The sequence below is a fragment of the Haloechinothrix salitolerans genome, assembly GCF_042662605.1.
GTDB lineage: Bacteria > Actinomycetota > Actinomycetes > Mycobacteriales > Pseudonocardiaceae > Haloechinothrix_A > Haloechinothrix_A salitolerans.
The window spans coordinates 5,552,184-5,576,001 of sequence record NZ_JBHSXX010000001.1 but is presented as its reverse complement, the minus strand read 5'-3'; the positions used below and the strand labels follow the sequence as shown (position 1 = coordinate 5,576,001).

Here is a 23,818-nt window from a genome sequence, read left to right as displayed (position 1 = left end):
TCCTCATGTCCTCGTTCGCGGCTCTGGGCATGGCATCGCTTCCGTCAGGGAGTTCCGTCGGGGTGTTGACGGGCGTGGTGTACCTACGGCATGCTAAGCGAACGCTTACCACTAAGCAAGCGCTTAGCCACGCGGCTCAGGTGGACCCCAGTACCGTACGGAAGGACGATCAGCCCATGCCGAACGCCGTCAGCGACAGGTTCCGCGACAAGGTCGCGGTGGTGACCGGAGCGAGCAGGGGTATCGGGCTCGGTATCGCCGAGCGGCTGGTCGCCGAGGGCGCGAAGGTCTGCATCACCGCGCGCAAGCAGGAGGCGCTCGATGAAGCCGTCCAGCGACTCGGCTCGGACGCCATCGCGGTCGCGGGGAAGGCGCACGATCCCGACCATCAAGTCGAGGCGATCACGCGCACCATCGAAACCTTCGGCAGTCTCGATCTGCTGGTCAACAACGCGGGCATCAATCCGGTCTACGGGCCGATGATCGAGCTGGACCTCGACGCGGCGCGCAAGATCGTCGAGGTCAACTGCCTTTCCGCGCTGGGATGGACGCAGCAGGCGCACAAGGCGTGGCTCGGCGAACACGGCGGCGCGATCGTCAACGTCTCCTCGGTCGCGGGGCAGAAGCCCGCTCCCGGTATCGGCTTCTACGGCGCGAGCAAGGCGATGCTCACTCACATCACCGAGGAGCTGGCCGTTGAGCTCGGTCCTAACATCCGGGTCAACGGCGTCGCACCGGCCGTGGTCAAGACCCAGTTCGCTACCGCTCTGTACGAGGGCCGCGAGAGCGAGGTCGCCGCGAGCTACCCGCTCAAGCGCCTCGGTGTCCCGGAGGACATCGGTAGCGTGGTTGCCTTCCTACTCTCCGAGGACGCGGGCTGGTTGACCGGCCAGACCATCGTCATCGACGGCGGCGTCACTCTTACCGGTGGCGTCTGACATGGATCTTCAAGGCAAGGGCATCGTCATCACCGGGGCGGGGCACGGTATCGGCCGTGCGCTCGCGCACCGGTTCGCCGCCGAGGGCGCGCGGGTCGTCGTCAACGACGTCGATGCCGACGCGGCCATCGCGGTCGCATCCGAAGTGGATGGATACGCCGTGCCGGGTGACGCCGCGACCGAAGACGGCGTACAGGCACTCATCGACACCGCGCGGGGACACCTCGGCGCGATCGACGTCTACTTCGCTAACGCCGGAGTGTCCGTCGGCGCCGGGCTGGAAGCGTCCGAAGAGGACTGGGCCAAGGCCATCGAGGTCAACACCATGGCGCACGTCCGTGCTGCCCGGCGGTTGGTGCCAGACTGGCTGGAGTCCGGTGGCGGCACGTTCGTCGTCACGGCGTCGGCGGCAGGTCTGCTCACCATGCTCGGCAGTCCGACGTACTCGGTCACCAAACACGGCGCGGTGGCGTTCGCGGAGTGGCTGTCGATCACGTACGGCGACCGAGGCGTCACTGTCCACTGTGTCTGTCCACAAGGGGTGCAGACCCAGATGCTGGACGACTCGGGGGTGTTCAAGGAGATGCTCAGCCGCGACACCGCGCTCACACCGGAGCAGGTGGCCGAGTCGGTGATGCGGGGCATGGCGGATGGATCGTTCCTCATCCTGCCCCACCCGGAGGCCGCCGAGTACTACGCCTACCGGGCCGCGAAGCCGGACAAGTGGCAGGCCGCGATGCGCAAGCTGCAACAAGGTATCGACGAGGCGGGAGGCGCGCGATGAAGGCATGGCAGGTCGCCGAGCTGGGAGAGCCGGAAAAGGTCCTGCGGCTGGTAGACGTCGACACGCCGGAACCCGGCCCGACGCAGCTGCTGGTGCGGGTGCGTGGCGCGGCGGCGAACTTCCCCGACGTCTTGATGTGCCGGGGCGAGTATCAGGTCAAGCCTCCGCTGCCGTTCACACCAGGCGTCGAGCTGTGCGGCGAGGTCGTCGCCACGGGTTCTGAGGTGTCCGGTATCAAGCAGGGTGACCGGGTCATCGGCGCGTCGGTCATCCCTTCTGGCGCTTTCGCGGAATATGCCCTGATGGAGGCCGCGACGGCGTTCCCGGCCCCCGAAGCGCTTGACGACGCGCAGGCCGGGTCGTTCTACATCGGATACCAGACCGGCTGGTTCGGCCTGCATCGTCGCGCCCGGCTCCAGGCGGGGGAGACGCTGCTGGTGCACGCCGCCGCTGGCGGTGTGGGCAGTGCCGCCGTGCAGCTCGGCAAGGCCGCCGGCGCGCGGGTGATCGGCGTCGTTGGCGGTCCCGCCAAGGCGGAGGTCGCCCGCGAGCTTGGCGCGGACGTCGTGGTCGACCGCACCACCGAGGAGTTCGTCGACGTCGTCAAGCGCGAAACCGACGGCAAGGGCGCGGACGTCGTCTACGACCCGGTCGGTGGGGAGACGTACCGACGCTCCACTAAGTGCATCGCGTTCGAGGGGCGCATCGTGATTGTCGGCTTCGCTGGTGGCGAGATTCAGTCGGCCGCGCTGAACCACGCGCTGGTCAAGAACTACGCCATCCTCGGCCTGCACTGGGGCCTCTACACCGGCAAAGACCCGGACGCGGTCCGCGCCTGCCACGACGACCTCACCGCGCTGGCGGCGGCCGGGAAGGTCGCACCGCTGGTGAGCGAGCGTGTCTCGCTGGAGGATGTCGCCAGCGGCGTGCAGCGGCTCGCCGATGGGACCACGGTGGGCAGGCTGGCCGTCGTACCGGGAACCTGAAACCAGGAACGCAACAGAAGGAGACACTCGTGAGCGATCAGACCAAGCGCACCGCCATCGTCACCGGAGCGGCGCGGGGCATCGGCGCCGCCGTGGCGAAGCGGCTCGCCTCCGACGGTTTCAACGTCGGCGTGCTCGACCTCGACGAGGCCGCCTGCAAGCAGCCCGTCACCGACATCGAGGGCGCAGGGGGGAAAGCGCTCGCGGTGGGCGTCGACGTCTCCGACGAGCAGGCGGTCGACGCGGCCGTGGAACGGGTCGCGAGCGAGCTTGGCGCGCCAACCGTGCTGATCAACAACGCTGGCATCACCCGCGACAACCTGTTGTTCAAGATGAGTGTCGACGAGTGGGACGCGGTGATGAACGTGCACCTGCGCGGCTCCTTCCTGATGACGCGCGCGGTGCAGAAGCACATGACCGAGGCGAAGTACGGCCGCATCGTCAACCTGTCCAGCGTGTCCGCGCTCGGCAACCGGGGCCAGGTCAACTACTCCTCGGCCAAGGCGGGACTGCAAGGGTTCACCAAGACCCTGGCCATCGAGCTGGGCAAGTTCGGCGTCACCGCGAACGCGATCGCACCCGGGTTCATCGAGACCGAGATGACCGCCGCGACCGCCGAGCGGGTCGGCGTGCCGTTCGAGGACTTCAAGAAGGGTGCCGCCGCGCAGATCCCCGTCCAGCGCGTCGGTCAGCCGGAGGACATCGCGGCCACCGCGTCGTTCCTGGTCAGCGAGGAAGCCGGATTCGTGTCCGGGCAGGTCATCTACGTCGCCGGTGGCCCGCGCGACTGATCTCGAGGAGAACGTCATGCAGGTGTTCAACGGGCTCGACGAGCTCGAGAAAGCGGTGGGTACCCACCTCGGCTACAGCGACTGGCACACCATCACCCAGGAGCGGATCAACCTGTTCGCCGAGGCCACGGGCGACCACCAGTGGATTCACACCGACCCGGAGAAGGCCGCGCACGGACCGTTCGGCAGCACGATCGCGCACGGCTACCTGACGCTGTCGCTGGTCCCGATGCTGGTGTGGGAGATCTACAAGGTCGACGGCCTGAAGATGGGCGTCAATTACGGCTCCAACAAGGTGCGGTTCCCCGCGCCGGTGCCGGTGGGCTCGCGCGTGCGCGCCGGCGCTGAGCTGGTCGAGCTTAAGCGCGGCGACGACGGCGCACAGGCGATGGTGCGGGTCACCATCGAGATCGAGGGCGGCGACAAGCCCGCCTGCGTCGCCGAAGTCCTCTCCGTGCTGGTGGAGTGATCATGGCCGGGACGGACACCGAGCCACCCGGGTTGGACCTCGCCAGGTTCGGAGAGTACTTCGACGGTGTCCGTCCCGGCGCGATCACCGGTCCGCTGCGGGCGAGCCTGATCGCGGGCGGCAAGTCGAACCTGACCTACGAGGTCACCGACGGGACGTCGACGTGGATCGTGCGCCGCCCGCCGCTGGGCCACGTGCTGGCCACGGCGCACGACATGGGGCGCGAGTACCGGGTCATCACCGCGCTCTGGCCAACCGACGTTCCGGTGCCAAAGACGTACGCCCACTGCGAGGACCCCGACGTCATTGGCGCGCCGTTCTACGTGATGTCCAAAGTAGAAGGCACGCCGTATCGGTACGCCACGGAGTTGGCGCCGCTGGGGTCTGAGCGTGTTCACGCGATCTCGCTTCGCATGATCGACACGTTGGCCACGCTGCACGACGTCGACCCGCACGCGGTCGGACTCGGCGACTTCGGGCGGCCTGAAGGCTTTCTCGCCCGACAAGTTCGGCGCTGGAAGAAGCAGCTGGACGCCTCCTACGTGCGCGATCTGCCGGGTGCCGAGCGGTTGCACGACGCGTTGGCCGCGTCGGTGCCCGCCGAGTCCGCGCCCGGCATCGTGCACGGCGACTTCCGGCTGGACAACCTCCTCGTCGAGAACGACGAGGTCACGGCGGTCCTCGACTGGGAGATGGCGACCCTCGGCGACCCGCTCACCGACATCGCGCTCCTGCTGGTCTATCAACGGATGGCCGAGCTGGACGCCGGGGACGCGGTCGCCGACGTCGCCACCGCGCCGGGCTTCGCTGATGCCGACGAGATGCTGGCTCGCTACGCCACCCACAGCGGCAGGGACCTCTCCGCCATGGGCTTCTACCTGGGGCTGGCGTATTTCAAGCTCGCCGTGATCCTCGAAGGAATCCACTACCGATACACCCACGGGCAGACCGTTGGCGAGGGCTTCGACACCGTCGGCGACCTCGTCGTGCCCCTGATCGACGCCGGAATGGCCGCACTGAAGGAGTAGCCGATGGACTTCGCGCTAGACACCACCACCGAAGAGCTGCGGGAGCGGCTGCTGACCTTCCTGCACGAGAAGGTGTACCCGGCCGAGCCGGTGTTCTCCGAGCAACTGGAAGCCGCCGACGACCGCTGGGCATGGTCGCGGGTGCCAGTGCTGCATGAGCTGCGGGCGCAGGCCCGTGAGCAAGGGCTGTGGAATCTCTTCCTGCCAGGGGAGGAGGGCGGCGGGCTCACCAACCTGCAGTACGCGCCGCTGGCCGAGATCACCGGTCGCAGCAGGCTCGCGCCGCCCGCGCTGAACTGCTCCGCACCGGACACCGGCAACATGGAAGTGCTGTCGATGTTCGGAACGGAGAAGCAGCGCAAGGAGTGGCTGGAGCCGCTGCTGGCAGGGGAGATCCGGTCGTCGTTCGCGATGACCGAGCCGGACGTCGCATCGTCGGACGCTACCAACATCGGCACCCGGATCGAACGGGACGGCGACCACTACGTCGTCAATGGACGGAAGTGGTGGATCACTGGGGCGATGAACCCGGACGCGGCGATCTTCATCGTGATGGGTAAGACCGACCCGTCCGCCGACCGGCACCGGCAGCAGTCGATGATCCTGGTTCCGCGCGACACACCAGGCGTGGAGATCAATCGCGGCATGACCGTGTTCGGCTACGACGACGCCGACCACGGCGGACACGCCGAGATGACCTTCACCGATGTCCGGGTGCCCGCCGAGAACCTGATCGGCGGTGAGGGCGACGGATTCGCCATTGCCCAGGCACGGCTCGGTCCTGGCAGGATCCACCACTGCATGCGATCCATCGGGGTGGCCGAACGCGCGATCGAGTTGATGTGTGACCGCGCCGCCGAGCGGGTCGCGTTCGGTAAGCCGATCGCGGACCAGGGCGTTGTCCGCGACTGGATCGCCGAAGCGCGGGTCCGGGTGGAACAGTTGCGCCTGCTGGTGCTCAAGACCGCGTGGCTGATGGACACCGTCGGCAACAAGGGTGCGCACACTGAAATCCAGGCCATCAAGATCGCCACGCCGCGGACCGTGGAGTGGATTCTGGACAAGGCCATCCAGGTGCACGGCGCCGGTGGGTTGAGCCAGGACTCCCCGCTCGCGGGGCTGTTCGCGGGCATTCGCACACTGCGCTTCGCCGACGGGCCCGACGAGGTGCACAAGAACGCGCTCGCCAAGGCTGAGCTGAAGCGCCAGCAAGGAAGGGGTACGCACTGATGAGTGACGACGAGGTCGCCGACGACCTGCGGCGACGGGTGGCCGAGCTGCTGAAGCAGCATGATCCGGCCACCACGGACCGGCTGGAGTTCCTGCGGGCGCGGTTCGACGCCGGGCTGGCGTGGGTGCACTACCCGGAAGGACTCGGCGGGCTGGGCCTGCCACGCGCGATGCAGTCCGTTGTGGACGCCGAACTGGAGAAGGCGGATGCGCCGGACAACGAACCGCGCCGCATCGGCATCGGGCTCGGCATGGCCGCGCCGACGATCCTTGCGTTTGGCACAGATGAGCAAAAGAAGCGCTTCCTGCGGCCACTGTGGACTGGTGAGGAAGTCTGGTGCCAGCTGTTCTCCGAACCGGGTGCCGGGTCCGACCTCGCCGCGTTGGCCACCCGTGCGATGCGCGACGGCGACACCTGGGTCGTCAACGGCCAGAAGGTCTGGACGTCGGTGGCCCACAAGGCGCGCTGGGCGATCCTGGTCGCCCGCAGCGATCCTGACCAGCCGAAACACGCTGGTCTGACGTACTTCGTGTGCGACATGACCGACCCTGGCGTCGACGTCTGGCCACTGCGGCAGATTACCGGCGAGGCCGAGTTCAACGAGGTTTTCCTGACCGACGTTCGCATCCCGGACGAGAACCGGCTCGGCGCGGTCGGCGACGGCTGGCGTGTCGCGATGGGCACGCTGATGAATGAGCGCGTCGCCATCGGTGGCGGGTCCGCGCCCAGGGAGAGCGGCATGATCGGCGTCGTCGCCGACACGTGGCGCAAGCGCCCGGAGGTGCGCACGCCGGGCACGCACGACCGGCTGATGCGGCTGTGGGTCGAGGCCGAGGTCGCTCGGCTGACCGGCAAGCGGTTGCAGCAGAAGCTGGCTAGCGGGGAGCCGGGGCCAGAGGGGTCGGCGATGAAGCTGACGTTCGCGCGTCTCGCGCAGGAACTGTCCGGTTTGGAGCTGGAATTGATCGGCGAGGACGGCCTGCGCTACTCGGACTGGACCATGACACGCCCGGAGATCGTGGAGTTCACCGGCCGCGACGCCGGGTACCGCTACCTGCGCGCCAAGGGCAATTCGATCGAGGGCGGCACGTCCGAGGTGCTGCGCAACATCATCGCCGAGCGGGTGCTCGGCCTGCCGCCAGAACGCCGTGACGACAAGGACGTCCCGTGGAAGGACCTGCCACGATGAACCTGCTCTACACCGACGTCGAGGACTCCCTGCGGGACAGCGTGCGGTCGCTGCTCGCCGACCGGTGTCCCGCCGAACGCGTGATCGCAGCCTACGACGGTAACGACAACCTCGGCCGCGAGCTGTGGCCTAGACTGGCCAATGACCTCGGGCTCGCTGGGCTGCTAGTGCCGGAGGATATGGGCGGGCAGGGCGCGAGCGCCCGCGAAGCCGCCGTCGTGCTGGAGGAACTGGGCCGGTTCGCCGCGCCGGTACCGTTCCTGAGCAGCGCCGTCATCGCGACGTCGATCGCCATGCGGGCACAACACGTGGAGCTGGTGCGCCAGCTGGTCCAGGGGACGACGACGGCCGCGCTGGCGGTTCCGTTCAGCGCCGGTCCCGCGACGTTCGGCTCCGATGTGCTGCGGACCGAGGAGGACGTGCTGCGCGGCAGCGTCTCTAGTGTCGCGGGTGCGCTCGACGCCGACGTCCTACTGGTTCCCGTGCCCACCGAGGTCGGCTTCGAAGTGCACCTGGTTGATGCCAGCGCGGTCACGATGACGCCCGTGGTGTCACTGGACATGTCGCGGCAACTCGCGGACATCGACTTCATGGACGCACCGTGCGAGGTACTCATCGACGCCACCGACGGCGCGGCGGCGGTGCGCGACGCGCTTGAGCTGGGCGCGGCACTGTTGGCGTCGGAGCAGGTGGGCGTCGCCGAGTGGTGCCTTGAGTCGACCGTGGCGTACCTGAAGGAGCGTAGGCAGTTCGGCCGGATCGTCGGCGGTTTCCAGGCGATCAAGCACCGCCTGGCCGATTTGTGGGTCGAGGTGGAGTCTGCCCGCGCGGCGGCTCGCTACGCGGCGGCGACGGCCGCCGAGGGCGACCCCGACCGGCAGGTGGCGGTGGCGCTGGCGCAGGCGTATTGCTCGGGCGCTGCGGTGCACGCGGCGGAGGAGTGCGTCCAGTTGCACGGCGGTATTGGGATGACCTGGGAACACCCGGCGCATCTCTACCTGAAGCGCGCCAAGGCGGATCAGATCGCCTTCGGTGCCGCCGAGGGACATCGCGCGACCCTGGCGGGCCTGGTCGACCTCCCGGCGTGACGTCGTTGGCCTCTGCGGGAGCGCACCGGACGGGCGGCCGTCAGCGCGGCCGCACCATCAACGCCTGCGCGCCGATCGCCACCTGACCGTCGGCGTCGTGCAGCACGCTCGACGCCGTGCCGATACCGGACGGTCCGATGGTCGTGTTCGCGTCCAGTCCGATCCACTCGCCGACCGGTTCGCGCTGGATGTGCACGGTCAGGTCGGTATTGATGAACCACCACCGCGATGGGTTCAGCCGGTTCGACAACCCGTTGCCGGAGTCGGCGACCGTGAACAGCCGCTGCATGCCGGACGGCTTCTCGCCGTCGACCAGCGGTATGCGCTGCCGCACCCACGCGGTCGACGGGCCGGGTACGTGCAGGCCACCATGCACCGGACGCCATTCCATCGCGTCGATGTAGCCGGGGCACCAGCCTTCCGGCCTGCCCATCGGCTCGATCCCGTCCCATGTCGGCAGCGGGTCGGCCTGCCCGGCCTCGACCGGCGTCGAGTCGGCCTTCGCGATGCGCCAGCCGGACGCCGTCGCGACGACCCTGCCACCCGCGGACATCTCGGCGTTCAGCAGTTCCACCGAGCGGCCGGGCCGGACCAGCTCGGCTCGCACGGTGAGCTCATCAATCGGCACCGGACCGAGGATCTCGACGGTCACCCGCGCGAGCTGCGTCTCCCGATCAGCGTCGATCTGTTCCAGCGCGCGCACCAGCAACGCCGACGGCGGGCCGAGGTGCTGCGCCTCCGTCGTCCACGGTCCCGCGGTGTGCCGGGTGGACAGGAACACGCTCTCGCCGCGGGGGAGGTAGAAGGCCTCGGCGTCCTGGTCTGACACGGTCTGCCTCGCTTTCGCCGGGATCATGGTCCGCACGCCTGGTCACAGTAGCTGGCGCGAGACACATCTCGAACGCTCAGCGACATCGTTGCCGAGCTTATGCGGCGAGGGCTCGGTCAGCGAACACCCGTTGAGATATCGCACAGCGCGAAGACCGGGTTGCCGGTGGTCCGCCTCGGTAAAGTGATCACAACCGATGACCGGAACTCCTCACTCGGGTCGATGATGATCACCGACGCGCCGTCCGGCGTGGGCTTCGCGTTGACCAGCCGGGAGTGACCCAGCCGTGGGCACCCAGTTGCCATGGAATCCGGCGGGTACCCGTGTCGGCAGGTGAATGCTCGCCACGTGCTCCAGTGTCGCCGCGTCGAGCAGCGTCAGGTCGCTGCGGTCGGACGCCTTGTCGTACACGAACCCCATCAGCACACCCTCGTCCTCGGCGGCATCGGCCGCGGCAGGGACGAAGACGAACTCGCCGACCTCGGTGCCTTCCCCGAACGTGTGCACTGTGGACGTCGACTGTTCGACGTCGTGCTTGACGACGCTGTCGAACCAGCCTTCCTCTCGCGCCGCACTGGTGTAGGCGTAGCGATGACGGTGGCCGAGCAGCCGTTCGTCGATGCGTGGGAACTCCTGCATGATGTCGTCGATGCGCTCTGTGCGGACCTTGCCCGCGGCGAGGTCGATCTCCCACCGCTCGAGCAGCGGCGGCGCGTCGCCCGGCCCGTGTCGGTCCTGGTCGAAGACGCGGTCGTAGCGCGGCACCTCGACGACGATGGTGTTGCCGTCCTCGTAGGCGTTGACCGGGTGGAAGACGTAGCACGGATCGACGTCGAACCACCGGACGTCGCGTGACCGGCCATCGCGGGGAAGCACCCCGATACGCGCCGGATAGCGCGGGTTCCAGCTGTACGGCAGCGGCGCATTGGGTCGCAGTCGCCGTGATGCGGCGGCCGCCATCGGATCGGGGATGCGCACGTTGCCGATCAGTGCCGACAGCGTGAGTCGGGCGGCGCCACGCAGGAACCGGGGCACCGACGTCGTCGCCGCGATGCCAGTGTCGAAGGTGACCGGCAAGTCGTAGAGCAGCACATGGTTCTCGGTCAGCGAGAAGTTGTGCATCATCGGACTGCCGGAGACCTCGATGTCGACCGCGCGTCGCACCCGCGCGTCGCGGTCCAGCACGGTGTACTGCACGCGGTTGCCCCAGCCGAAGTAGTACGACACCGCGTGCAACTCGCCGGTGAGCGGATCGCGCTGCGGGTGCGCGGTGTAGGCGCCAGGTAGCGTGCCGTCGAAGTCACAAGGCCCGACGCTCTCCAGATCGTCGGTCAGCTCGAACACCGGTGCGCCACCTTCAACCAGCGCGAACGTCTTTCCGGCATGGCCGATGACGTTGGTGTTGGTGGCCAGGTCCATGCCGGTCGTGGTCCGGCCGCGGCGCCGCTCGCCGAGCGTGTCAGCGACGGGGCGGTTGCGGACCCAGCGGTTGCGGTACCACTCCGCCTTGCCGTCGCGGATGCGGATGCCGTGCACCATCCCGTCGCCGAGGAACCAGTTGTAGGTGCGCGGGTCGATCTCGCCGATCGGGTTCGGACCGTTGCGCAGGTACCTGCCGTCGAGGTGCTCCGGAATCGTGCCGGTGACCGGCAGGTCGGCGACGGTGTGCTCGGTGCTGATGGGGGCGAAGTTGGCTGCGAGGTACGGGTTCATGGCGGCTCCATTCATCGGGTGACCAGTCGGGTGGCCACGCGGTCGTACAGCGGTGCGAGAAAGGCGATCGGGCGCATGGATACGCGAGCGAATACCGCGCGCATGCGGGAGTGTCTGCCAGCGAGGCGTGGTCCGAGGCCCGCGAGCAGTGCGGCAAGGCCGGGAAGCGGTCGGACGTACACCCGGATCTCGCTGACTCGATCCGCGTCGTCTAGCCGCAGCAGGTGCGTGATCTCGATGGGGCGTCCGTCGACCGTGGCGCGCACGTTCACCAGACGCCGGTCGCTGGTGCCGAAGTCCGCTACCACCTCCGGGTCGCTGACGACCTCGGCGGCGGCGGTCAGCACTGCCGCGACGTCGTCGGCGCCACGGAACCGGTACGACGCCAGTACCGGTGAGTGCAGCGATACGTCACGGGTGAGCGAGTCGATGGTGGTGGAAATGTCGTGTGTGGCGATGCCTGCCGAATAGCGGTGCGCCGGAGCCTGCATGACGTCCTCCTATAACAACGTTATGTACAGGTATAACAGCGTTATCGGCAGACGTCAACGGGGTGCGGCACGATTCGATAACTGCGTTATGGCAGGATGGACGTCGTGAGTGAGGCAACGCGGCAGGGCGGCGTGCGTGACCGTCTGCTCGCGGCCGCCGTCGAGAAGCTGGAGGCCAGCGGGCCGGAGTCGCTGCAGGCGCGCCCGCTCGCCGCTGAGATCGGCGCGTCCACCATGGCCGTCTACACCCATTTCGGCGGCATGCCGCAACTGCTCGATGAAGTCACCCGGGAGGGTTTCGCACGGTTCGACGCTCAACTCGCGTGCGTCGAACGTAGTGACGACACCATCGCCGACCTCCTCGCCCTCGGTATCGCGTACCGCCAGTTCGCGCTGGAGAACCCGCAGCTCTACCGGCTGATGTTCGGGCTGACGACACCGGGCACGCGGCGGGCCAAGGAACGCGACCTCACCACGGAGGGCAGCCCGACATCGGTCAGCGAGGGCATCAGCGCGTTCAACCACCTTGTGGACGCGGTGACGCGCGCGGCGGAGTCGGGCCGGATCGTGGCCGAGGATCCGGTCGCCGTGGCGGGACAGATCTGGAGTGCCACCCACGGCTACGTTCTGTTGGAGATCGCGGGCGTGTTCGGCCACGAGGGACACGGGCTGGTGCGCACCCTGCAGCCGCTGATCATCAACTTGCTCGTTGGGCTCGGTGATGACCGCGCGGACGTCGAGGCGTCGCTGGCCAGGGCACTCGACGCCGTATAGCGGACGTCGACTTACTGCCCGCGGCGCTCCCAGATGGCACGGGCGTTGTCGAACTCCGTCACGGCGCGGGGGCCGTTGCGTTCCAGGGCACGCTGGAACCTCGCTGGGTCAGCGCGACGAAACTCGATCTGTTCGGTCTCGTACCGCGACATCGCGACCCGCTGTGAGCCGGATTCGCGGCCCGCGCGGTAGCGCTCAAGGAAGCCTTCGACGTTGGCGGCGCTCGTCCAGTTCGCCTTGTAGATGACGAGCCCGCCCCTGTCGAACACCCACGTCATGTTCGGCATCCCGCCGAACGCCCTGTGCACGGTGCCGGTCAGGTCGTCGACCAGGATCGGCCGTCGAATACCGATCTCGTCACGCAGCAGACGCGCGTTGGCGAGCTTGCGCTCCCAGGTGTCGTGGTGCGGCACGTGCTCACCGGGGTGAGCTTCGTTGGTGTAGACGAACACCCACTCGGCCTCGGGATGCCGCTCGGCCGCGTCGTCAAGCAGAGGACCCTCCGCTGAGCAGTACGGTCAAGTGAACGAGCCGAACTCCATCACCAGCGGTTTCGACGTCCACAGCGCCGCGAGGTCGATTCGCTCGCCGTCGTTGAGCCGGTGCAGCGGGAAGGTAGTGGCGTGAGTGCCGATGCGGAAAGACTCGCGGAACCTCGCCTCGTCGGCCAGTTCGCCGCCTGCCGCGATGTAGTCGTCGAAATGTGGGTAGTTGTACCGCTCCGAGGTCAGCGCGTCGTCCGCGTCCACCGAGTCCCTCCCATGATCGACTCGACGTCCAGCATGCGTGCGGCGACGGCGCGGACGCAACCTCGCACCTGCGCGGAGAGTGTCGCCGTCCTGACAGTTGACACGATGCGCGTAAAACTCGGTCGTCATCCGACAGAGCGCCGCGCCTTCACGGGGTTCTTAGCTGGTCGGGTCTAGGGTCGGTGCGATGACTTCAGACAGTAGGACCTCCACCCCGTCGGACGACGCCGCGACCGAGTCCGAGCAGGCGACGAACCAGGCCGACTCGGCGACGGACCCCGCGACGGAGACGGCAAGCGCCCCTCGGTCCGAGGCGCCAGCCGATACCGATGTGGACAACAACGCCGACGCGCCCGTCAGCGGCGACGAACCAGCCACCGACGCCGAGGGTCAGGTTCCTGTCGCCGCGCGGGCGGGCGAGACCGGCAAGTCCAGTGGTGGCTTCGCCGCGGGCGCGGTCGCCATCGTGAGCGCGGGGCTGGGACTGGTGTCGCTCACCGGCAGTTCGCTCGGCGACATGCTGCGTTTCCGCAAGGAGATCATTGGGCAGATCGACCTTCGCTCTGGTGGCGGTGGCGACCAGGTCGAGATCGCCTACGGCGCGCCGTGGGACACCGTCGCCATCGTTAACGGCGTGTTCGCGCTGCTCGCCGTCGTCGTTGGTGGCGCGCTGGTCGCGGTGCACGCGAACAACGCGGACACCAAGGGCTGGGTGAAGGCCGTCGCGCTGGGTGGTGCGCTGCTCGGCGTGATCGGCCTCGGTATCGCGGGCGGCATGTACCTCGACCTGTTCGGTTCGCAGCCAGAGCTGCCGCAGGCTCCGCAGATGCCAGGTGCCGGTGGCTGAGGCGTCGCCTCACCAACCGTTACGACAATGGGCCGGAGCCAGTAGGGGCTCCGGCCCGTCGTGCGCCGTTTAACCGAGGCCGCGGTCGGCCTCCAGTAGCCGAAGCCACACCTCGCTAAGCGTGGGGAAGGCCGGGACGGCGTGCCACAGTGTGTCCATCGGCACCTCGCCGACGATCGCGATCGTGGCGGCGTGTAGTACCTCGCCGGCACCGGGCCCGACGAACGTCGCGCCCACGATGATGCGGCGTGACTGGTCGATCACGAGTTGCGTGGTACCGCTGATGCCCTTGCCATGCAGCGCGCCCGCCGCGATGCTGCCGATGTCATGTCGCACGGTGCGCACGTCGATACCCGCGTCGCGTGCCTGTTGTTCGGTCTTGCCGACGGCGGCGATCTGCGGGTCGGTGAACACGACCCTCGGCACTGCGCGGCTGTCTGCCCACGCCTGGACGTCGCGGCCAGCGATGATGTCGCCGACCAGCCGCGCCTGGTACTTACCCTGGTGAGTGAGCAGCGCCCTGCCGTTGACGTCGCCCGCCGCGTACAGCCAGCCGCTGTCAATGCCCTTGACGCGCAGGTGGTCGTCGACGTCGAGATAGCGCCCAGGCTCCAGGCCGATGGTGTCGAGCCCGATGTCGTCGGTGCGCGGTTTGCGGCCGACCGCGACCACGATCTCGTCTCCGACGAGCTCGCGCCCGTCGTCCAGGGTGATCGTCACCGGCGCGTCGGCCGACTCCCGCGCGGCGCTGGTCGCCTTGGCTCCGGTGAGCACCCGGATGCCCTCGTTCTCGAACGCCTGCGCGAGTTCTTCGCCGACGAACGGCTCCTCGTTGGCCAGCAGCCGGTCGGTCATCTCGATGATGGTGACCTCTTCGGCGCCAAGCCTGCGGAACGCCTGCGCCATCTCGACGCCGATGACCCCGCCGCCCAGGATGAGCAGTCGTCGAGGGATCTGCTTCGCGGCGGTGACGTCGCGGTTGTCCCAGGTGGCGATGTCCCGCATGCCCTCGATAGGTGGCACGGCGGCACTCGATCCGGTGGCGACGACGACGGCTTTCCGCGCGGTTAGCATGACCGACTCGCCGTCGCCGGTGTCGACCTCGACGGTGCGCTCACCGGTGAGACGCCCCGTGCCACGCACGACGTCGACGTCCACACTGGCCAGCCACTGCGCCTGGCCCTCGTCGTTCCAGTCGCTGGCGAACTTGTCCCTGCTGCGCAGCGCCTTGTCGACGTCGACCGAACCGGTGACGGCGGGGGCGGCCGCGGGGACGCGTCGCGCGGCTTCCAGTACCTCACCGGGGCGCAGCAGCGCCTTGCTTGGCATGCACGCCCAGTAGGAGCACTCGCCTCCGATGAGCTCGCTTTCGACGACCACGGCGGTCAGCCCGTTCTCCCTGGCGTAGCCCGCCGCGTTCTCGCCGGTCGAGCCGCCGCCGATCACGATCACGTCGTACTGCCGCTGGTCCGCCATGGCGTCCTCCGATCAAGCGTGGGCCTCGCCGCGCGGTGCGTCTGTCGCGAGCGCCGTCAACTGGGACAACATCCAGTTGGTACCCGGCATTCCGGGCAACGAATCACCCATACGGGGATGATCAGCTCAGCGGGGCAGCCTGACACGATCAGTCAATCAATGGGTTGTGCACCCGAAGGTCGTTGAATCGGCCGAAATCGCGGTCAGCTGACCACAACTCGTGCACACCGTGCGTCAGACACAGCGCGGCGATTCGCGCATCGTGCACCATTGGACCCGCGACTTTCGCCTTCGCGAGTAGTGGCTTCAGCTCGCCCCAATAACCACCGGACTCGCCAAGCATGAAAAGCGTTGGTGCGCCTAGCCAGGCCTCGATCTGCTCAAGTGCCTGCTCTGGTGTGCTGGGCGGATCATAGATCTTCGGATGCGTGGCGATCGCGTAGAACTCGTGCACGCATGGCCACGGGATGGCCCATGCGACTTGCCCCTCCGCGAGTTGTTTGATGCACCGCCCGGCGCGTTCATGGAACTCGCAGTCACGCCGGTGCGCGTACACCAAGATGTTTGTATCGACGGCGATCATGCCTGCTGAGAGTAGATAGCGTCGCGCACCTGGTCCCAATGAGCACCCCGGAACTCGGGCTGCAAGCCGTTTCCGTCGACGCTGGCGTCCGGGAGGACGAAGTTCGTGCCACTGGTGCGCTGTGCGACCACCGTGCGTAGACCGGTTTCGATCAGCTCTTTCAACGTGGTCTGCTCACGTCGAGCGAGCTCCTGCGCTTGGCGCAGCAACTCGTCCGAGAGGTTCACGGTGGTCTTCATATGGCCAACTATATCACCAAAGCCATATAGCCATACCGTTCGCCGGGGCCATTCCTACTCCGAACGGGGGTGTGGATACGTCTCACAAGCGCAAGATGAGCCGCTGTCTTGGCCAAGATCGTCATCTCGGCGGGACCTGAGTCGTTATCGCATTCGCATCCCGATCGTGGAAGTCGATCACCCAGCCCGGGGGGCCTGCCCGGGTCGTTCGAGAGGACAGTCGATGGAACACCGTGGTTCGTCCGAGGAACCAGGCTCGGACAACGCACCTCAAGATCCCGGCCGGAACGTCGGCCGTCGCCGGTTCCTCGGGTACCTGGTCGCGGCGCCGACTTTGGCCGTCGCCGCGCAGCTCGGCGAGTCCGCCACAACGCCGCGCGCGGCGAACGCCGTCATCCCGTCACCCCCGGAACAGCAGGAGATCTACGATCTCAACGACCTCCTGACGCTGGCCGCGAAACCGACGTCCAATCTAATCGCCGTCGTGATCAACTCCGACGGCACGGCGTCGTTCGACATGCCGCGTGCCGAAAGCGGCCAGGGCATCACCACGATGGCGGCGATGCTGATCGCCGAGGAACTGGACCTCCCCCTCGACAAGATCAACGTGACATTGGCCGACGCGCGTCCCGAGCTGCTGTTCAACCAGTTCACGGGGGCGTCCAACACGACGATCGCCATGTACGAGCCGATTCGGACAGCCGCCGCGATCGCGCGCGAGCGGTTGCTGGGCGCCGCCGCGGTCCGGTTCGGCGTCACGGTCGACCGCCTCACCGTGCGCGCTGGCGTCGTCTACGCGCCAGACGGCCGCGCCACCGGCTACGGCGAGTTGGCCGTGCGCGCCGCGAGCCAGCGGACAAGGGAAGTCGACGTCACGCTCAAGGACGCGTCCGAGTTCAGCGTCATAGGCACGCCGCGCAACCGGATCGACGCGCTGGACGCCGTCACGGGGCGCAAGACATTCGCCATGGACCGCGCCGTGCCTGACGCGCTACCGACGATGATCTGCCGCCCGCCGACGATCAAGGGCACGCCGCGGGCGGTGGCGAACGCCGACGACGTGCGGCAGATGCCCGGCGTCACCCACGTTGTCCAGATCGCCACCGGCATCGCCGTGCGCGCGAAGACGTTCGGCCAGTGCATCGACGCCGTCAACGCGCTCGACGTCACCTGGAATCCCGGCACTGTCGACACCGAGTCGGACGACACGGTGCTCGCCAAGCTCAGGGAAGCCGAGACGGACTTCTCTCCGCTCCACACCGGCGAGGTCGTCGAGGGCGACTTCGTCTTCCACTTCCGCAACAACGCCGCGCTGGAGCCCAACACCGCCGTCGCCGACGTCCGACCCGACCGCGCCGAGATCTGGGCACCGTTGCAGGCGCCGATCCTGTGCAAGGAACAGGTCGCCGAGCAGCTCGGACTGCCACTGGACGCGGTGACCGTGCACGTCGAGCAGGCGGGCGGCGCGTTCGGGCGACGCATGTTCAACGACGTCGTCCTCGAAGCTACTGAGGCGTCGCGGAAGATGGGCCGGCCGGTGAAGCTGATGTGGCATCGCACCGACGAGTGCCGCCAGGGCCGCACGCACCCGATGTGCACGTCGCGTATCCGCGCCAGCTTCTCCGGCAACAACGTGCTCACCTTCGAGCAGCTGCACACCAGCGTCGCCACCGACTACACCCAGGGCTTCGGCGAGATCATCTCCGCGAAGGTCGGCACTGTGCCGTCGATGGGCATGGCCAACGAGGAGGGCTACGCCAAGCCGGTGTTCAACGCGACGGTCAACGTGCCGTACCACTTCGGCAACGTGTCGCACTCCCTCGATGAGATCTACACCTACGACACGTTCCCGACCGGCAGCGTGCGCAACTTGGTCAACCCCGACGTCCGCACCGCGCAGGAGCTGATCGTCGATCGGCTCGCCGCGAGAATGGGCAAGGACCCGTACGAGTTCCGGCGCGAGTTCATCGATGACGACCGGTTGCGCGCGGTGCTGGACACTGTCGCCAAGGAAGGCGACTGGGGTCGAGAGATGGCGCCCAAGACGGCCCAGGCGATCACTGTCCACAAGGAATACAAAGGTGCTACCGCATGTCTGGTCGAAATCGACTGTCGCGATGAGACTGTCAATCGCGAGATCCGCGGTGCCGTGACGGGTCCACGCGTGACCAGGGTCGTCATGGCGGTCGATGCCGGACTGGCGATCAATCCCCGTGGGCTGGAAGCCCAGATGCAGGGTGGCATCATGGACGGTATCGCGCAGGCGCTGACGTCCAGTTTGCACCTACGCGACGGCGTGCTGCTGGAAGGCAGTTGGGACGACTACTTCTACACCCGGCACTGGAACGCCCCGTTCGAGACCAGGGTCATCGTGATGCCGCCGACCACCGGCGAGCCGGGCGGCGCTGGCGAGCTCGGCGTCCCGTCGGCGATGGCCGCCGTCGCGTGTGCCTACGCCCGCGCGACCGGCACCGTGCCGACGACCTTCCCCATCAACCACGACACGCTCAGCTTCACTCCGAAGCCGACCGTGCCGCCGCTGCCGCCGTCACCGACCAACGGCCTTCAGTTCGCGTACTAAGGAGCATTCGTGCGTACACACACTTTCATCGTCAACGGCGAGCGCGTCCACGTGAAGATCGAGTCCGACGTACGGCTGCTCTGGGTGCTGCGCGACGTCCTCGGCATCAACGGCCCGAAGTACGGCTGCGGCATCAATGTCTGCAAGGCGTGCACGAGCCACATCAACGGCAAGGCGTTCAACCCGTGCTCGGTGCGGGTCGGCGACATCAAGGGTGGCGACGAGATCACCACGATCGAGGGGCTGCCGGACACCGTCGGCGCGGACTTGCACCCGATGCAGGAGGCCTGGCTGGCGCGCGATGTCGCCCAGTGCGGCTACTGCCAGCCCGGGCAGATCATGGCCGCCGTCGCCAAAGTGCGGCAGGCCCGCGAGGAAGGCCACGAGATCAGCGACGCCGACATCGACGAGATCCGCAACATCTGCCGCTGCGGCACCTACGCCCGCATCCGCGAGGCGATTAAAGAGGGCGCGAAGAAAATGTGAGCCGGGTGGCGGGCGGGCGCTCCCGCCCGCCACGGCGCGTACCTACACCCGGATCCGGTGCCACGGCCCCCAGATGGCGAACGTAATGCCGTCGGACGACTGGACGTTGACGTAGAGCGTGTGCCCATCTGGGCTGAACGTCGTGCCCGCGAACTCCTCGCCGAAGCGCGGCTCGTGCGGCGGCTCGTTCCCGCGCAGCCGGTTGAGCGCGATGTCGAAGATCTGCCCGCCCCGGTTCAGCCCGCGCAGGTAGTTGTCCCCACCGCCGTCCTCGCAGAGCACGAGCGTGCCGCGCGCGGACGTCGTGACGTTGTCCGGGAAGTCGAGCGTGTCCTCACCCGGCGACTCGTAGAGCATCGTCAGTGTCCCGGCATGGGTGTTGTACGCCCAGATCTGGCCGCGGCCGTTGCCGTAGCCGTCGCCGGACGGTTCGGGGCCGCCCTCTGAATCCCCACCGCCCTGGGTGGAGCAGAAGTACACCATCCCGTGGTCGTAGACGCAGCCCTCCAGCCGGGAGAACCACGCCGCGCCCCGCGCCCTGCCCTGGTCGCCGACGTAGGTGATCGCCTCGTTGTTGCTGGTCGGTGCGGGCTCGCCGGGCGTGTACGGGAAATCGGGGTCAGGGTCGTCGATGTCCACCCAGGTAACGTCGAAGCGCGCGTGCTTGCGCTGCGACTTCGCCAGGTCGGCGTTCGGCGTGCCCGTCACCGCGAGCATCTGGAGCCTGCCGCCGTCGAGCAGCCGCCCCGCGTCCATCGGGTGCTCCGGCGGGATGTAGCGGTAGAACCCGGACGGATAGGCGAAGTTGTCCTCGGTCAGGTAGAGGATGCCGTCATGGGGGTCGAACGCGACGGCCTCGTGCGCGAATCGGCCCGCCTTGCGGATCGGTGTCCTGTCGGACTGCCCGCCCGCCGGTACCTCGAAGATAAACCCGTGCGGCTGCTCCAGATCAACGTTGGGAGTGCCGGTGAAGTCCGGCCCGACGTCAGGACCGTTGATCGTTTCCTCGCACGTGATCCAACTGCCCCACGGCATCGGTCCGCCGGAGCAGTTCATCATCGTGCCGTTGAGGCTGGTGTGTGCCTCGATGACCTCGCCGAACGGCGTCACCAGTACCGACGTCGTCCCGCCGAGCGCCGCGCCGTCGTACGGGTCGCCAGGACCGAACGCGCCACCCGGGCTGTTGCCGTTGACCTCGTGGTTACGCACCAGCCAGACGTTGCCGTTCCGCCCGGGGAAAGCGGCCATGCCGTCGTGGCGACCGGGCAGCGACGTGCCGTCGTCCAGCGTGATGGCCGGGCCGTCCTTGTCGTGGAACGAGCGATATGTGAAGCCGTCCGGCAGCCACAGCCGGACCGTGTCGTCGCGCAGGTCCGGAACCGGGCGTAATTCCCGGTGCGGAGGTTGCGCCGCGGCCTCGCGTGCGAGGAACCCGGCGAACGGTCCGCCCAATACCGCCCCGCCTGCCGCGACGGCCGCTCCGCGCAACACCGAACGTCGATCCATCGAGCCCATCTCGATCACCTCTCCATCCGCCAACGCCATTGTGTGGCGCGAAAGAGAGTACGCCCGATAAGTCGAAATTCCTACGGATTCGGTGGAGCGCGATTGCGAGTTTCGCCCGCTACAGTCCGTACGTCGTGGCGATGATGTCGCGCTGGATCTCGCTGGTGCCGCCGTAGACCGTCGACACCACGGTCGCCCGCAGGTGAGACTCCATGTCGTACTCGGTCGCGTAGCCGTAGCCGCCCATCATCTGCATGCCTTCGAGGGCGACCTTCTTGGCGGTCTCGGTCGCCTTCAGCTTCGCCATCGACGCCTCGCGCGGCAGCAGCTTTTCCGGGTTGGCGTCCACGGCGGCCGCGACCGAGTACACCAGCAACTCCGCGCACTCCAGTTCGGTCGCCAGGTCGGCGATGCGCTGGGACAACGCCTGGAACGACCCGATCGGCCTGCCGAATTGGGTCCGCTCCTTCACGTAGGCCACGGTATCGTCGAACGCCCGCTTCGCCCTGCCGAGCATCGCCGACGCCAGGTAGAGGCGTTCGCCGTTGAGACCGGCCATCAGCTGCGGCCACGCCTGGTTCACCTGGCCGATCACGGCGTCGACCGGGACAAAGCAGTCGGTGAAGTACAGGTCGTTGACCTCGTTGCTGCCCATCGTGTCGATCTGGGAGATGGACAGTCCGTCGGCGTCAGCGGGCACCTCGAACATAGTCAGACCATCATGCTTCTTGCCGGTGGCGTCAGTGCGCGCGACGAGCAGGATGTTGTCGGCGATGTGTGCGTTGGAGCACCACGTCTTCTGGCCGTTGACGACGAACCCGCCGTCGACCGGTTCCGCGCGACAACTCAGCGCACCGACATCCGACCCCGCCTCGGGCTCGGACATGGAGATCGCGTGCACACCGCCGGACGCGATCGACGTGACGGCTCGTTTGCGCTGGTCATCCGTGCCGAACTTCAGGTACGGACCCGCGACGACGACGGTGGTGACCCACCCGCCCATCGGCGCGAGTCCGTAGCCCGTGCGCTCAAGGAGGAGGCACTGCTCGGTGATGCCGCCACCGGATCCGCCGTCCTCTTCTGGCAGACCGACGCCGAGCCAGCCCAGCTCCGCGAGCGTGGCGTAGAACTCAGCGTTGTGTGCCTCCTTCCCATGGTCGGTCAGCGCGTCGCGTTGCTCGCGAGTGCCGCACTCGCGCTGGCACAGCTCGTCGATTGCGGCGGCGAACGCGCGCTGCTCGTCGGTGAACACGGCGGGCATGGTCGTCTCCCTGGTGTCAGGTGTAGAGGGCGTCGATTTCGGTCGCGTACTTCTGCTCAATGGGCTTGCGCTTGAGCTTCATCGTCGGGGTGAGCTCAGCGCTGCCCGGCTCCCAGAACGCTGGCAGGATGGCGAACTTCTTGATCTGCTCGACCCTGGCGAGCGTGCTGTTGGCGGTCTCGACCGCGGCCGCTACCGCCGCGTTGACGCCCGGATCGGCGGCCAACGTCGCCGGGTCGGCGTCGCCGTAGGCGGCGCACGCGTCCGGGTCGAGGGTGACCAGCGCGACAACGTAGGGCCGGTTGTCGCCGATGGCGGCGACCGAGCCGATCAGCGGGCTCGCCACCTTCACGGCGTTCTCGATGTTGGCAGGCGACATGTTCTTGCCAGCCGCGTTGATGATCAGTTCCTTCTTGCGATCCACAATGGACACATAGCCGTCGCTGTCGATCGTCGCGATGTCGCCAGTGTGCAACCAGCCGTCCGCGTCGATGGTGTCCGACGTCTTCTCCCGGTTGTTCCGGTAGCCCCTCATCACAAGGGGGCCGCGCACCAGCAGTTCGCCGTCGTCGGCGAGCTTGGCTTCCATGCCCTTGACCGGCGGGCCGACGGTGCCGATCCGGATGCCGCCGGGCGGGTTCATGGTCGCCGCTCCCGACGTCTCCGACATGCCCCAGAGCTCACACACCGGAATGCCGAGCGCGAGCACGAACTCCAACGCCTCCGGTGCGATCGGCGCCGCGCCGGACGCGGCGATGCGGATCTGGTCGAGACCGAGTGCGGTGCGCACGCGGGACAGCACCAGCCGATCCGCCAGCGCTGCTTGCATGGTCGTCGTCAGCGGGACCGGCTTGCCTTTCGCGGACAGCCGGGCTTTCCGCTGTGCCGCGTGCAATGCCCAGTGCGCGAGCTTGCGCTTGGTCTCGTTTTCCTCGGCGGCGAGGTTCGCCTCGATGGCGGCTTTGAGCTTGTACCAGATCTGCGGCACCGCGCCGAAGAACGTCGGCCGGACGTCGGTCAGCGCACCCAGCATCTCCTTCGGATCGGCGACCGTGGTGATCTGCATGCCGGTCACCATGCTCGTGTAATGCGCACCCCAGCGGTTGGCCACGTGCGCGTCCGGCAGGTAGGACACGACTCGGTCGTTCACGTTGATCGGCAGCGTGTCGAGCGTGGCGTCCACCGACGCGATCATGTTGGCGTGGGTCAGTTCGACGCCCTTCGGCGAGCCGGTCGTGCCCGAGGTGTAGATGATCGTGAGCACGTCGTCCGGTTGTACCGAACGCCAGGTGGCTTCGAAGTCGAACGCCGTTTCCGTGGGAAGCGCACCCAGCCCGATGGTGCCTTCCGGTGTGTCATCGACACACACGACGTACTCAACCGCGGTGCCGACGATGGCATTGCGGAGCTTCTCGACGAACTGCTGCTCACACACCACGACGCGGCTCCCGGCGTCGGTCAGCACGTAGTTGATCTGCTCGGGCGCGAGCGTGTTGTAGATGGAGAACGGCGTCGCGCCCGCGTGCAGCGCACCGGTGTCGACCAGGTGAAACTCGGGCCGGTTGGTGAGCATGATCGCGACGGTGTCGCCCGTGCGGACGCCGAGCGCGGACAGCCCGGTGGCGATGCGCCGCACCTCGTCGACGTACTGCCGCCAGGTGATGGTCGTGCCGCCGCCAGGAGTGCGCACGGCGACGGCATCCGGATTATGGCCCGCGGTGCGCTGGAAGGCCTCAACCAACGTGCCGGGTCGCGCGTTCACCATGGGGGCTCCTGTCG

The 23,818-nt window shown here is 67.7% G+C and carries 24 protein-coding genes; 13 read left to right on the top strand and 11 right to left on the bottom strand.

The annotated features are described in order from the left end of the window. The first annotated feature begins 176 nt into the window (after positions 1 to 176). From ACFQGD_RS26555 to ACFQGD_RS26515, 9 genes are read left to right on the top strand one after another with little or no spacing between them, the layout of a single operon-like run. The gene (locus tag ACFQGD_RS26555; RefSeq protein ID WP_345405071.1) at positions 177 to 938 is read left to right on the top strand and encodes an SDR family oxidoreductase; all 762 of its coding nucleotides are present in this window, start codon (positions 177 to 179) and stop codon (positions 936 to 938) included. Between the two features lies 1 nt (position 939). Then, positions 940 to 1,722, top strand: coding sequence for an SDR family NAD(P)-dependent oxidoreductase (locus ACFQGD_RS26550; RefSeq protein WP_345405068.1), 783 nt, complete (start codon positions 940 to 942; stop codon positions 1,720 to 1,722). Then, positions 1,719 to 2,708, top strand: a complete 990-nt coding sequence (locus ACFQGD_RS26545; RefSeq protein ID WP_345405065.1) for an NADPH:quinone oxidoreductase family protein — start codon at positions 1,719 to 1,721, stop codon at positions 2,706 to 2,708. The genes ACFQGD_RS26550 and ACFQGD_RS26545 overlap by 4 nt, the downstream gene beginning before the upstream one ends. 29 nt (positions 2,709 to 2,737) lie before the next feature. Beyond that, entirely contained in the window at positions 2,738 to 3,499 is a 762-nt protein-coding gene (fabG, locus tag ACFQGD_RS26540; protein ID WP_345405062.1) for a 3-oxoacyl-ACP reductase FabG, read from the top strand. A 16-nt stretch (positions 3,500 to 3,515) separates the two neighbouring features. After that, positions 3,516 to 3,968, top strand: coding sequence for a MaoC family dehydratase (locus ACFQGD_RS26535; RefSeq protein WP_345405059.1), 453 nt, complete (start codon positions 3,516 to 3,518; stop codon positions 3,966 to 3,968). A 2-nt stretch (positions 3,969 to 3,970) separates the two neighbouring features. Beyond that, a complete protein-coding gene (locus ACFQGD_RS26530) occupies positions 3,971 to 4,996 on the top strand; it encodes a phosphotransferase family protein (RefSeq protein ID WP_345405056.1) in 1,026 nt (341 codons plus the stop codon). 3 nt (positions 4,997 to 4,999) lie between these two features. Next, positions 5,000 to 6,226, top strand: a complete 1,227-nt coding sequence (locus ACFQGD_RS26525; protein WP_345405053.1) for an acyl-CoA dehydrogenase family protein — start codon at positions 5,000 to 5,002, stop codon at positions 6,224 to 6,226. Next, positions 6,226 to 7,416, top strand: a complete 1,191-nt coding sequence (locus tag ACFQGD_RS26520; protein ID WP_345405050.1) for an acyl-CoA dehydrogenase family protein — start codon at positions 6,226 to 6,228, stop codon at positions 7,414 to 7,416. Before ACFQGD_RS26525 ends, ACFQGD_RS26520 begins: the two co-directional genes overlap by 1 nt. After that, positions 7,395 to 8,504 (top strand): acyl-CoA dehydrogenase family protein, encoded by a 1,110-nt coding sequence (locus tag ACFQGD_RS26515; protein ID WP_390183398.1) that lies wholly within the window; start codon positions 7,395 to 7,397, stop codon positions 8,502 to 8,504. Before ACFQGD_RS26520 ends, ACFQGD_RS26515 begins: the two co-directional genes overlap by 22 nt. A 40-nt stretch (positions 8,505 to 8,544) precedes the next feature. On the opposite strand, the gene ACFQGD_RS26510 is transcribed toward ACFQGD_RS26515, so the two are convergent. The 3 genes from ACFQGD_RS26510 to ACFQGD_RS26500 form a co-directional block, all read right to left on the bottom strand. Then, positions 8,545 to 9,360, bottom strand: coding sequence for a thioesterase family protein (locus tag ACFQGD_RS26510; protein ID WP_345405245.1), 816 nt, complete (start codon positions 9,358 to 9,360; stop codon positions 8,545 to 8,547). A gap of 183 nt (positions 9,361 to 9,543) precedes the next feature. After that, positions 9,544 to 11,046, bottom strand: coding sequence for a carotenoid oxygenase family protein (locus tag ACFQGD_RS26505; protein ID WP_345405047.1), 1,503 nt, complete (start codon positions 11,044 to 11,046; stop codon positions 9,544 to 9,546). Between the two features lie 11 nt (positions 11,047 to 11,057). Beyond that, positions 11,058 to 11,537, bottom strand: a complete 480-nt coding sequence (locus tag ACFQGD_RS26500; protein WP_345405044.1) for a hypothetical protein — start codon at positions 11,535 to 11,537, stop codon at positions 11,058 to 11,060. Positions 11,538 to 11,642: 105 nt separating this feature from the next. Between ACFQGD_RS26500 and ACFQGD_RS26495 the strand changes: the two genes are divergently transcribed. Next, positions 11,643 to 12,311 carry a TetR/AcrR family transcriptional regulator gene (locus ACFQGD_RS26495; protein WP_345405042.1) on the top strand — a complete coding sequence of 223 codons (669 nt, stop codon included), beginning with the start codon at positions 11,643 to 11,645 and terminating at the stop codon, positions 12,309 to 12,311. Positions 12,312 to 12,322: 11 nt separating this feature from the next. Here the strand turns inward: ACFQGD_RS26495 and ACFQGD_RS32025 are convergent, their stop codons facing one another. Together ACFQGD_RS32025 and ACFQGD_RS32020 are read right to left on the bottom strand one after the other, a co-directional pair. Continuing rightward, entirely contained in the window at positions 12,323 to 12,763 is a 441-nt protein-coding gene (locus tag ACFQGD_RS32025) for a hypothetical protein (protein WP_465261642.1), read from the bottom strand. Positions 12,764 to 12,829: 66 nt separating this feature from the next. Beyond that, positions 12,830 to 13,060, bottom strand: a complete 231-nt coding sequence (locus ACFQGD_RS32020) for a hypothetical protein (RefSeq protein ID WP_465261641.1) — start codon at positions 13,058 to 13,060, stop codon at positions 12,830 to 12,832. A gap of 187 nt (positions 13,061 to 13,247) precedes the next feature. Between ACFQGD_RS32020 and ACFQGD_RS26485 the strand changes: the two genes are divergently transcribed. Beyond that, a complete protein-coding gene (locus ACFQGD_RS26485; protein WP_345405039.1) occupies positions 13,248 to 13,907 on the top strand; it encodes a hypothetical protein in 660 nt (219 codons plus the stop codon). Between the two features lie 69 nt (positions 13,908 to 13,976). Here the strand turns inward: ACFQGD_RS26485 and ACFQGD_RS26480 are convergent, their stop codons facing one another. The 3 genes from ACFQGD_RS26480 to ACFQGD_RS26470 form a co-directional block, all read right to left on the bottom strand. Then, positions 13,977 to 15,383 carry a dihydrolipoyl dehydrogenase family protein gene (locus ACFQGD_RS26480; protein ID WP_345405036.1) on the bottom strand — a complete coding sequence of 469 codons (1,407 nt, stop codon included), beginning with the start codon at positions 15,381 to 15,383 and terminating at the stop codon, positions 13,977 to 13,979. Between the two features lie 148 nt (positions 15,384 to 15,531). Beyond that, the gene (locus tag ACFQGD_RS26475; protein WP_345405033.1) at positions 15,532 to 15,966 is read right to left on the bottom strand and encodes a type II toxin-antitoxin system VapC family toxin; all 435 of its coding nucleotides are present in this window, start codon (positions 15,964 to 15,966) and stop codon (positions 15,532 to 15,534) included. Further along, positions 15,963 to 16,205 (bottom strand): type II toxin-antitoxin system VapB family antitoxin, encoded by a 243-nt coding sequence (locus ACFQGD_RS26470; RefSeq protein WP_345405030.1) that lies wholly within the window; start codon positions 16,203 to 16,205, stop codon positions 15,963 to 15,965. The genes ACFQGD_RS26475 and ACFQGD_RS26470 overlap by 4 nt, the downstream gene beginning before the upstream one ends. A gap of 223 nt (positions 16,206 to 16,428) precedes the next feature. On the opposite strand from ACFQGD_RS26470, the gene ACFQGD_RS26465 reads away from it, so the two are divergent. Both ACFQGD_RS26465 and ACFQGD_RS26460 read left to right on the top strand, forming a co-directional pair. Beyond that, entirely contained in the window at positions 16,429 to 18,786 is a 2,358-nt protein-coding gene (locus ACFQGD_RS26465) for a xanthine dehydrogenase family protein molybdopterin-binding subunit (RefSeq protein ID WP_345405027.1), read from the top strand. Positions 18,787 to 18,795: 9 nt separating this feature from the next. Next, positions 18,796 to 19,272 carry a (2Fe-2S)-binding protein gene (locus tag ACFQGD_RS26460; protein WP_345405024.1) on the top strand — a complete coding sequence of 159 codons (477 nt, stop codon included), beginning with the start codon at positions 18,796 to 18,798 and terminating at the stop codon, positions 19,270 to 19,272. A gap of 42 nt (positions 19,273 to 19,314) precedes the next feature. Here the strand turns inward: ACFQGD_RS26460 and ACFQGD_RS26455 are convergent, their stop codons facing one another. From ACFQGD_RS26455 to ACFQGD_RS26445, 3 genes are all read right to left on the bottom strand, one after another. Continuing rightward, on the bottom strand, positions 19,315 to 20,787 hold the full coding sequence (locus ACFQGD_RS26455) for a PhoX family protein (protein ID WP_345405021.1): 1,473 nt from the start codon (positions 20,785 to 20,787) through the stop codon (positions 19,315 to 19,317). Between the two features lie 109 nt (positions 20,788 to 20,896). Further along, a complete protein-coding gene (locus ACFQGD_RS26450) occupies positions 20,897 to 22,039 on the bottom strand; it encodes an acyl-CoA dehydrogenase family protein (RefSeq protein ID WP_345405018.1) in 1,143 nt (380 codons plus the stop codon). A gap of 16 nt (positions 22,040 to 22,055) precedes the next feature. Then, entirely contained in the window at positions 22,056 to 23,804 is a 1,749-nt protein-coding gene (locus ACFQGD_RS26445) for an AMP-dependent synthetase/ligase (RefSeq protein ID WP_345405015.1), read from the bottom strand. Positions 23,805 to 23,818 lie beyond the last annotated feature (14 nt).

Bases quoted from the DNA above. Each gene is read 5' to 3' on its own strand.
- ACFQGD_RS26555 (WP_345405071.1), top strand. From the start codon at position 177: ATGCCGAACGCCGTCAGCGACAGGTTCCGCGACAAGGTCGCGGTGGTG.
- ACFQGD_RS26550 (WP_345405068.1), top strand. From the start codon at position 940: ATGGATCTTCAAGGCAAGGGCATCGTCATCACCGGGGCGGGGCACGGT.
- ACFQGD_RS26545 (WP_345405065.1), top strand. From the start codon at position 1,719: ATGAAGGCATGGCAGGTCGCCGAGCTGGGAGAGCCGGAAAAGGTCCTG.
- ACFQGD_RS26535 (WP_345405059.1), top strand. From the start codon at position 3,516: ATGCAGGTGTTCAACGGGCTCGACGAGCTCGAGAAAGCGGTGGGTACC.
- ACFQGD_RS26530 (WP_345405056.1), top strand. From the start codon at position 3,971: ATGGCCGGGACGGACACCGAGCCACCCGGGTTGGACCTCGCCAGGTTC.
- ACFQGD_RS26525 (WP_345405053.1), top strand. From the start codon at position 5,000: ATGGACTTCGCGCTAGACACCACCACCGAAGAGCTGCGGGAGCGGCTG.
- ACFQGD_RS26520 (WP_345405050.1), top strand. From the start codon at position 6,226: ATGAGTGACGACGAGGTCGCCGACGACCTGCGGCGACGGGTGGCCGAG.
- ACFQGD_RS26510 (WP_345405245.1), bottom strand. From the start codon at position 9,360: ATGATCCCGGCGAAAGCGAGGCAGACCGTGTCAGACCAGGACGCCGAG.
- ACFQGD_RS26505 (WP_345405047.1), bottom strand. From the start codon at position 11,046: ATGAACCCGTACCTCGCAGCCAACTTCGCCCCCATCAGCACCGAGCAC.
- ACFQGD_RS26500 (WP_345405044.1), bottom strand. From the start codon at position 11,537: ATGCAGGCTCCGGCGCACCGCTATTCGGCAGGCATCGCCACACACGAC.
- ACFQGD_RS26485 (WP_345405039.1), top strand. From the start codon at position 13,248: ATGACTTCAGACAGTAGGACCTCCACCCCGTCGGACGACGCCGCGACC.
- ACFQGD_RS26480 (WP_345405036.1), bottom strand. From the start codon at position 15,383: ATGGCGGACCAGCGGCAGTACGACGTGATCGTGATCGGCGGCGGCTCG.
- ACFQGD_RS26475 (WP_345405033.1), bottom strand. From the start codon at position 15,966: ATGATCGCCGTCGATACAAACATCTTGGTGTACGCGCACCGGCGTGAC.
- ACFQGD_RS26470 (WP_345405030.1), bottom strand. From the start codon at position 16,205: ATGAAGACCACCGTGAACCTCTCGGACGAGTTGCTGCGCCAAGCGCAG.
- ACFQGD_RS26465 (WP_345405027.1), top strand. From the start codon at position 16,429: ATGGAACACCGTGGTTCGTCCGAGGAACCAGGCTCGGACAACGCACCT.
- ACFQGD_RS26455 (WP_345405021.1), bottom strand. From the start codon at position 20,787: ATGGGCTCGATGGATCGACGTTCGGTGTTGCGCGGAGCGGCCGTCGCG.
- ACFQGD_RS26450 (WP_345405018.1), bottom strand. From the start codon at position 22,039: ATGCCCGCCGTGTTCACCGACGAGCAGCGCGCGTTCGCCGCCGCAATC.
- ACFQGD_RS26445 (WP_345405015.1), bottom strand. From the start codon at position 23,804: ATGGTGAACGCGCGACCCGGCACGTTGGTTGAGGCCTTCCAGCGCACC.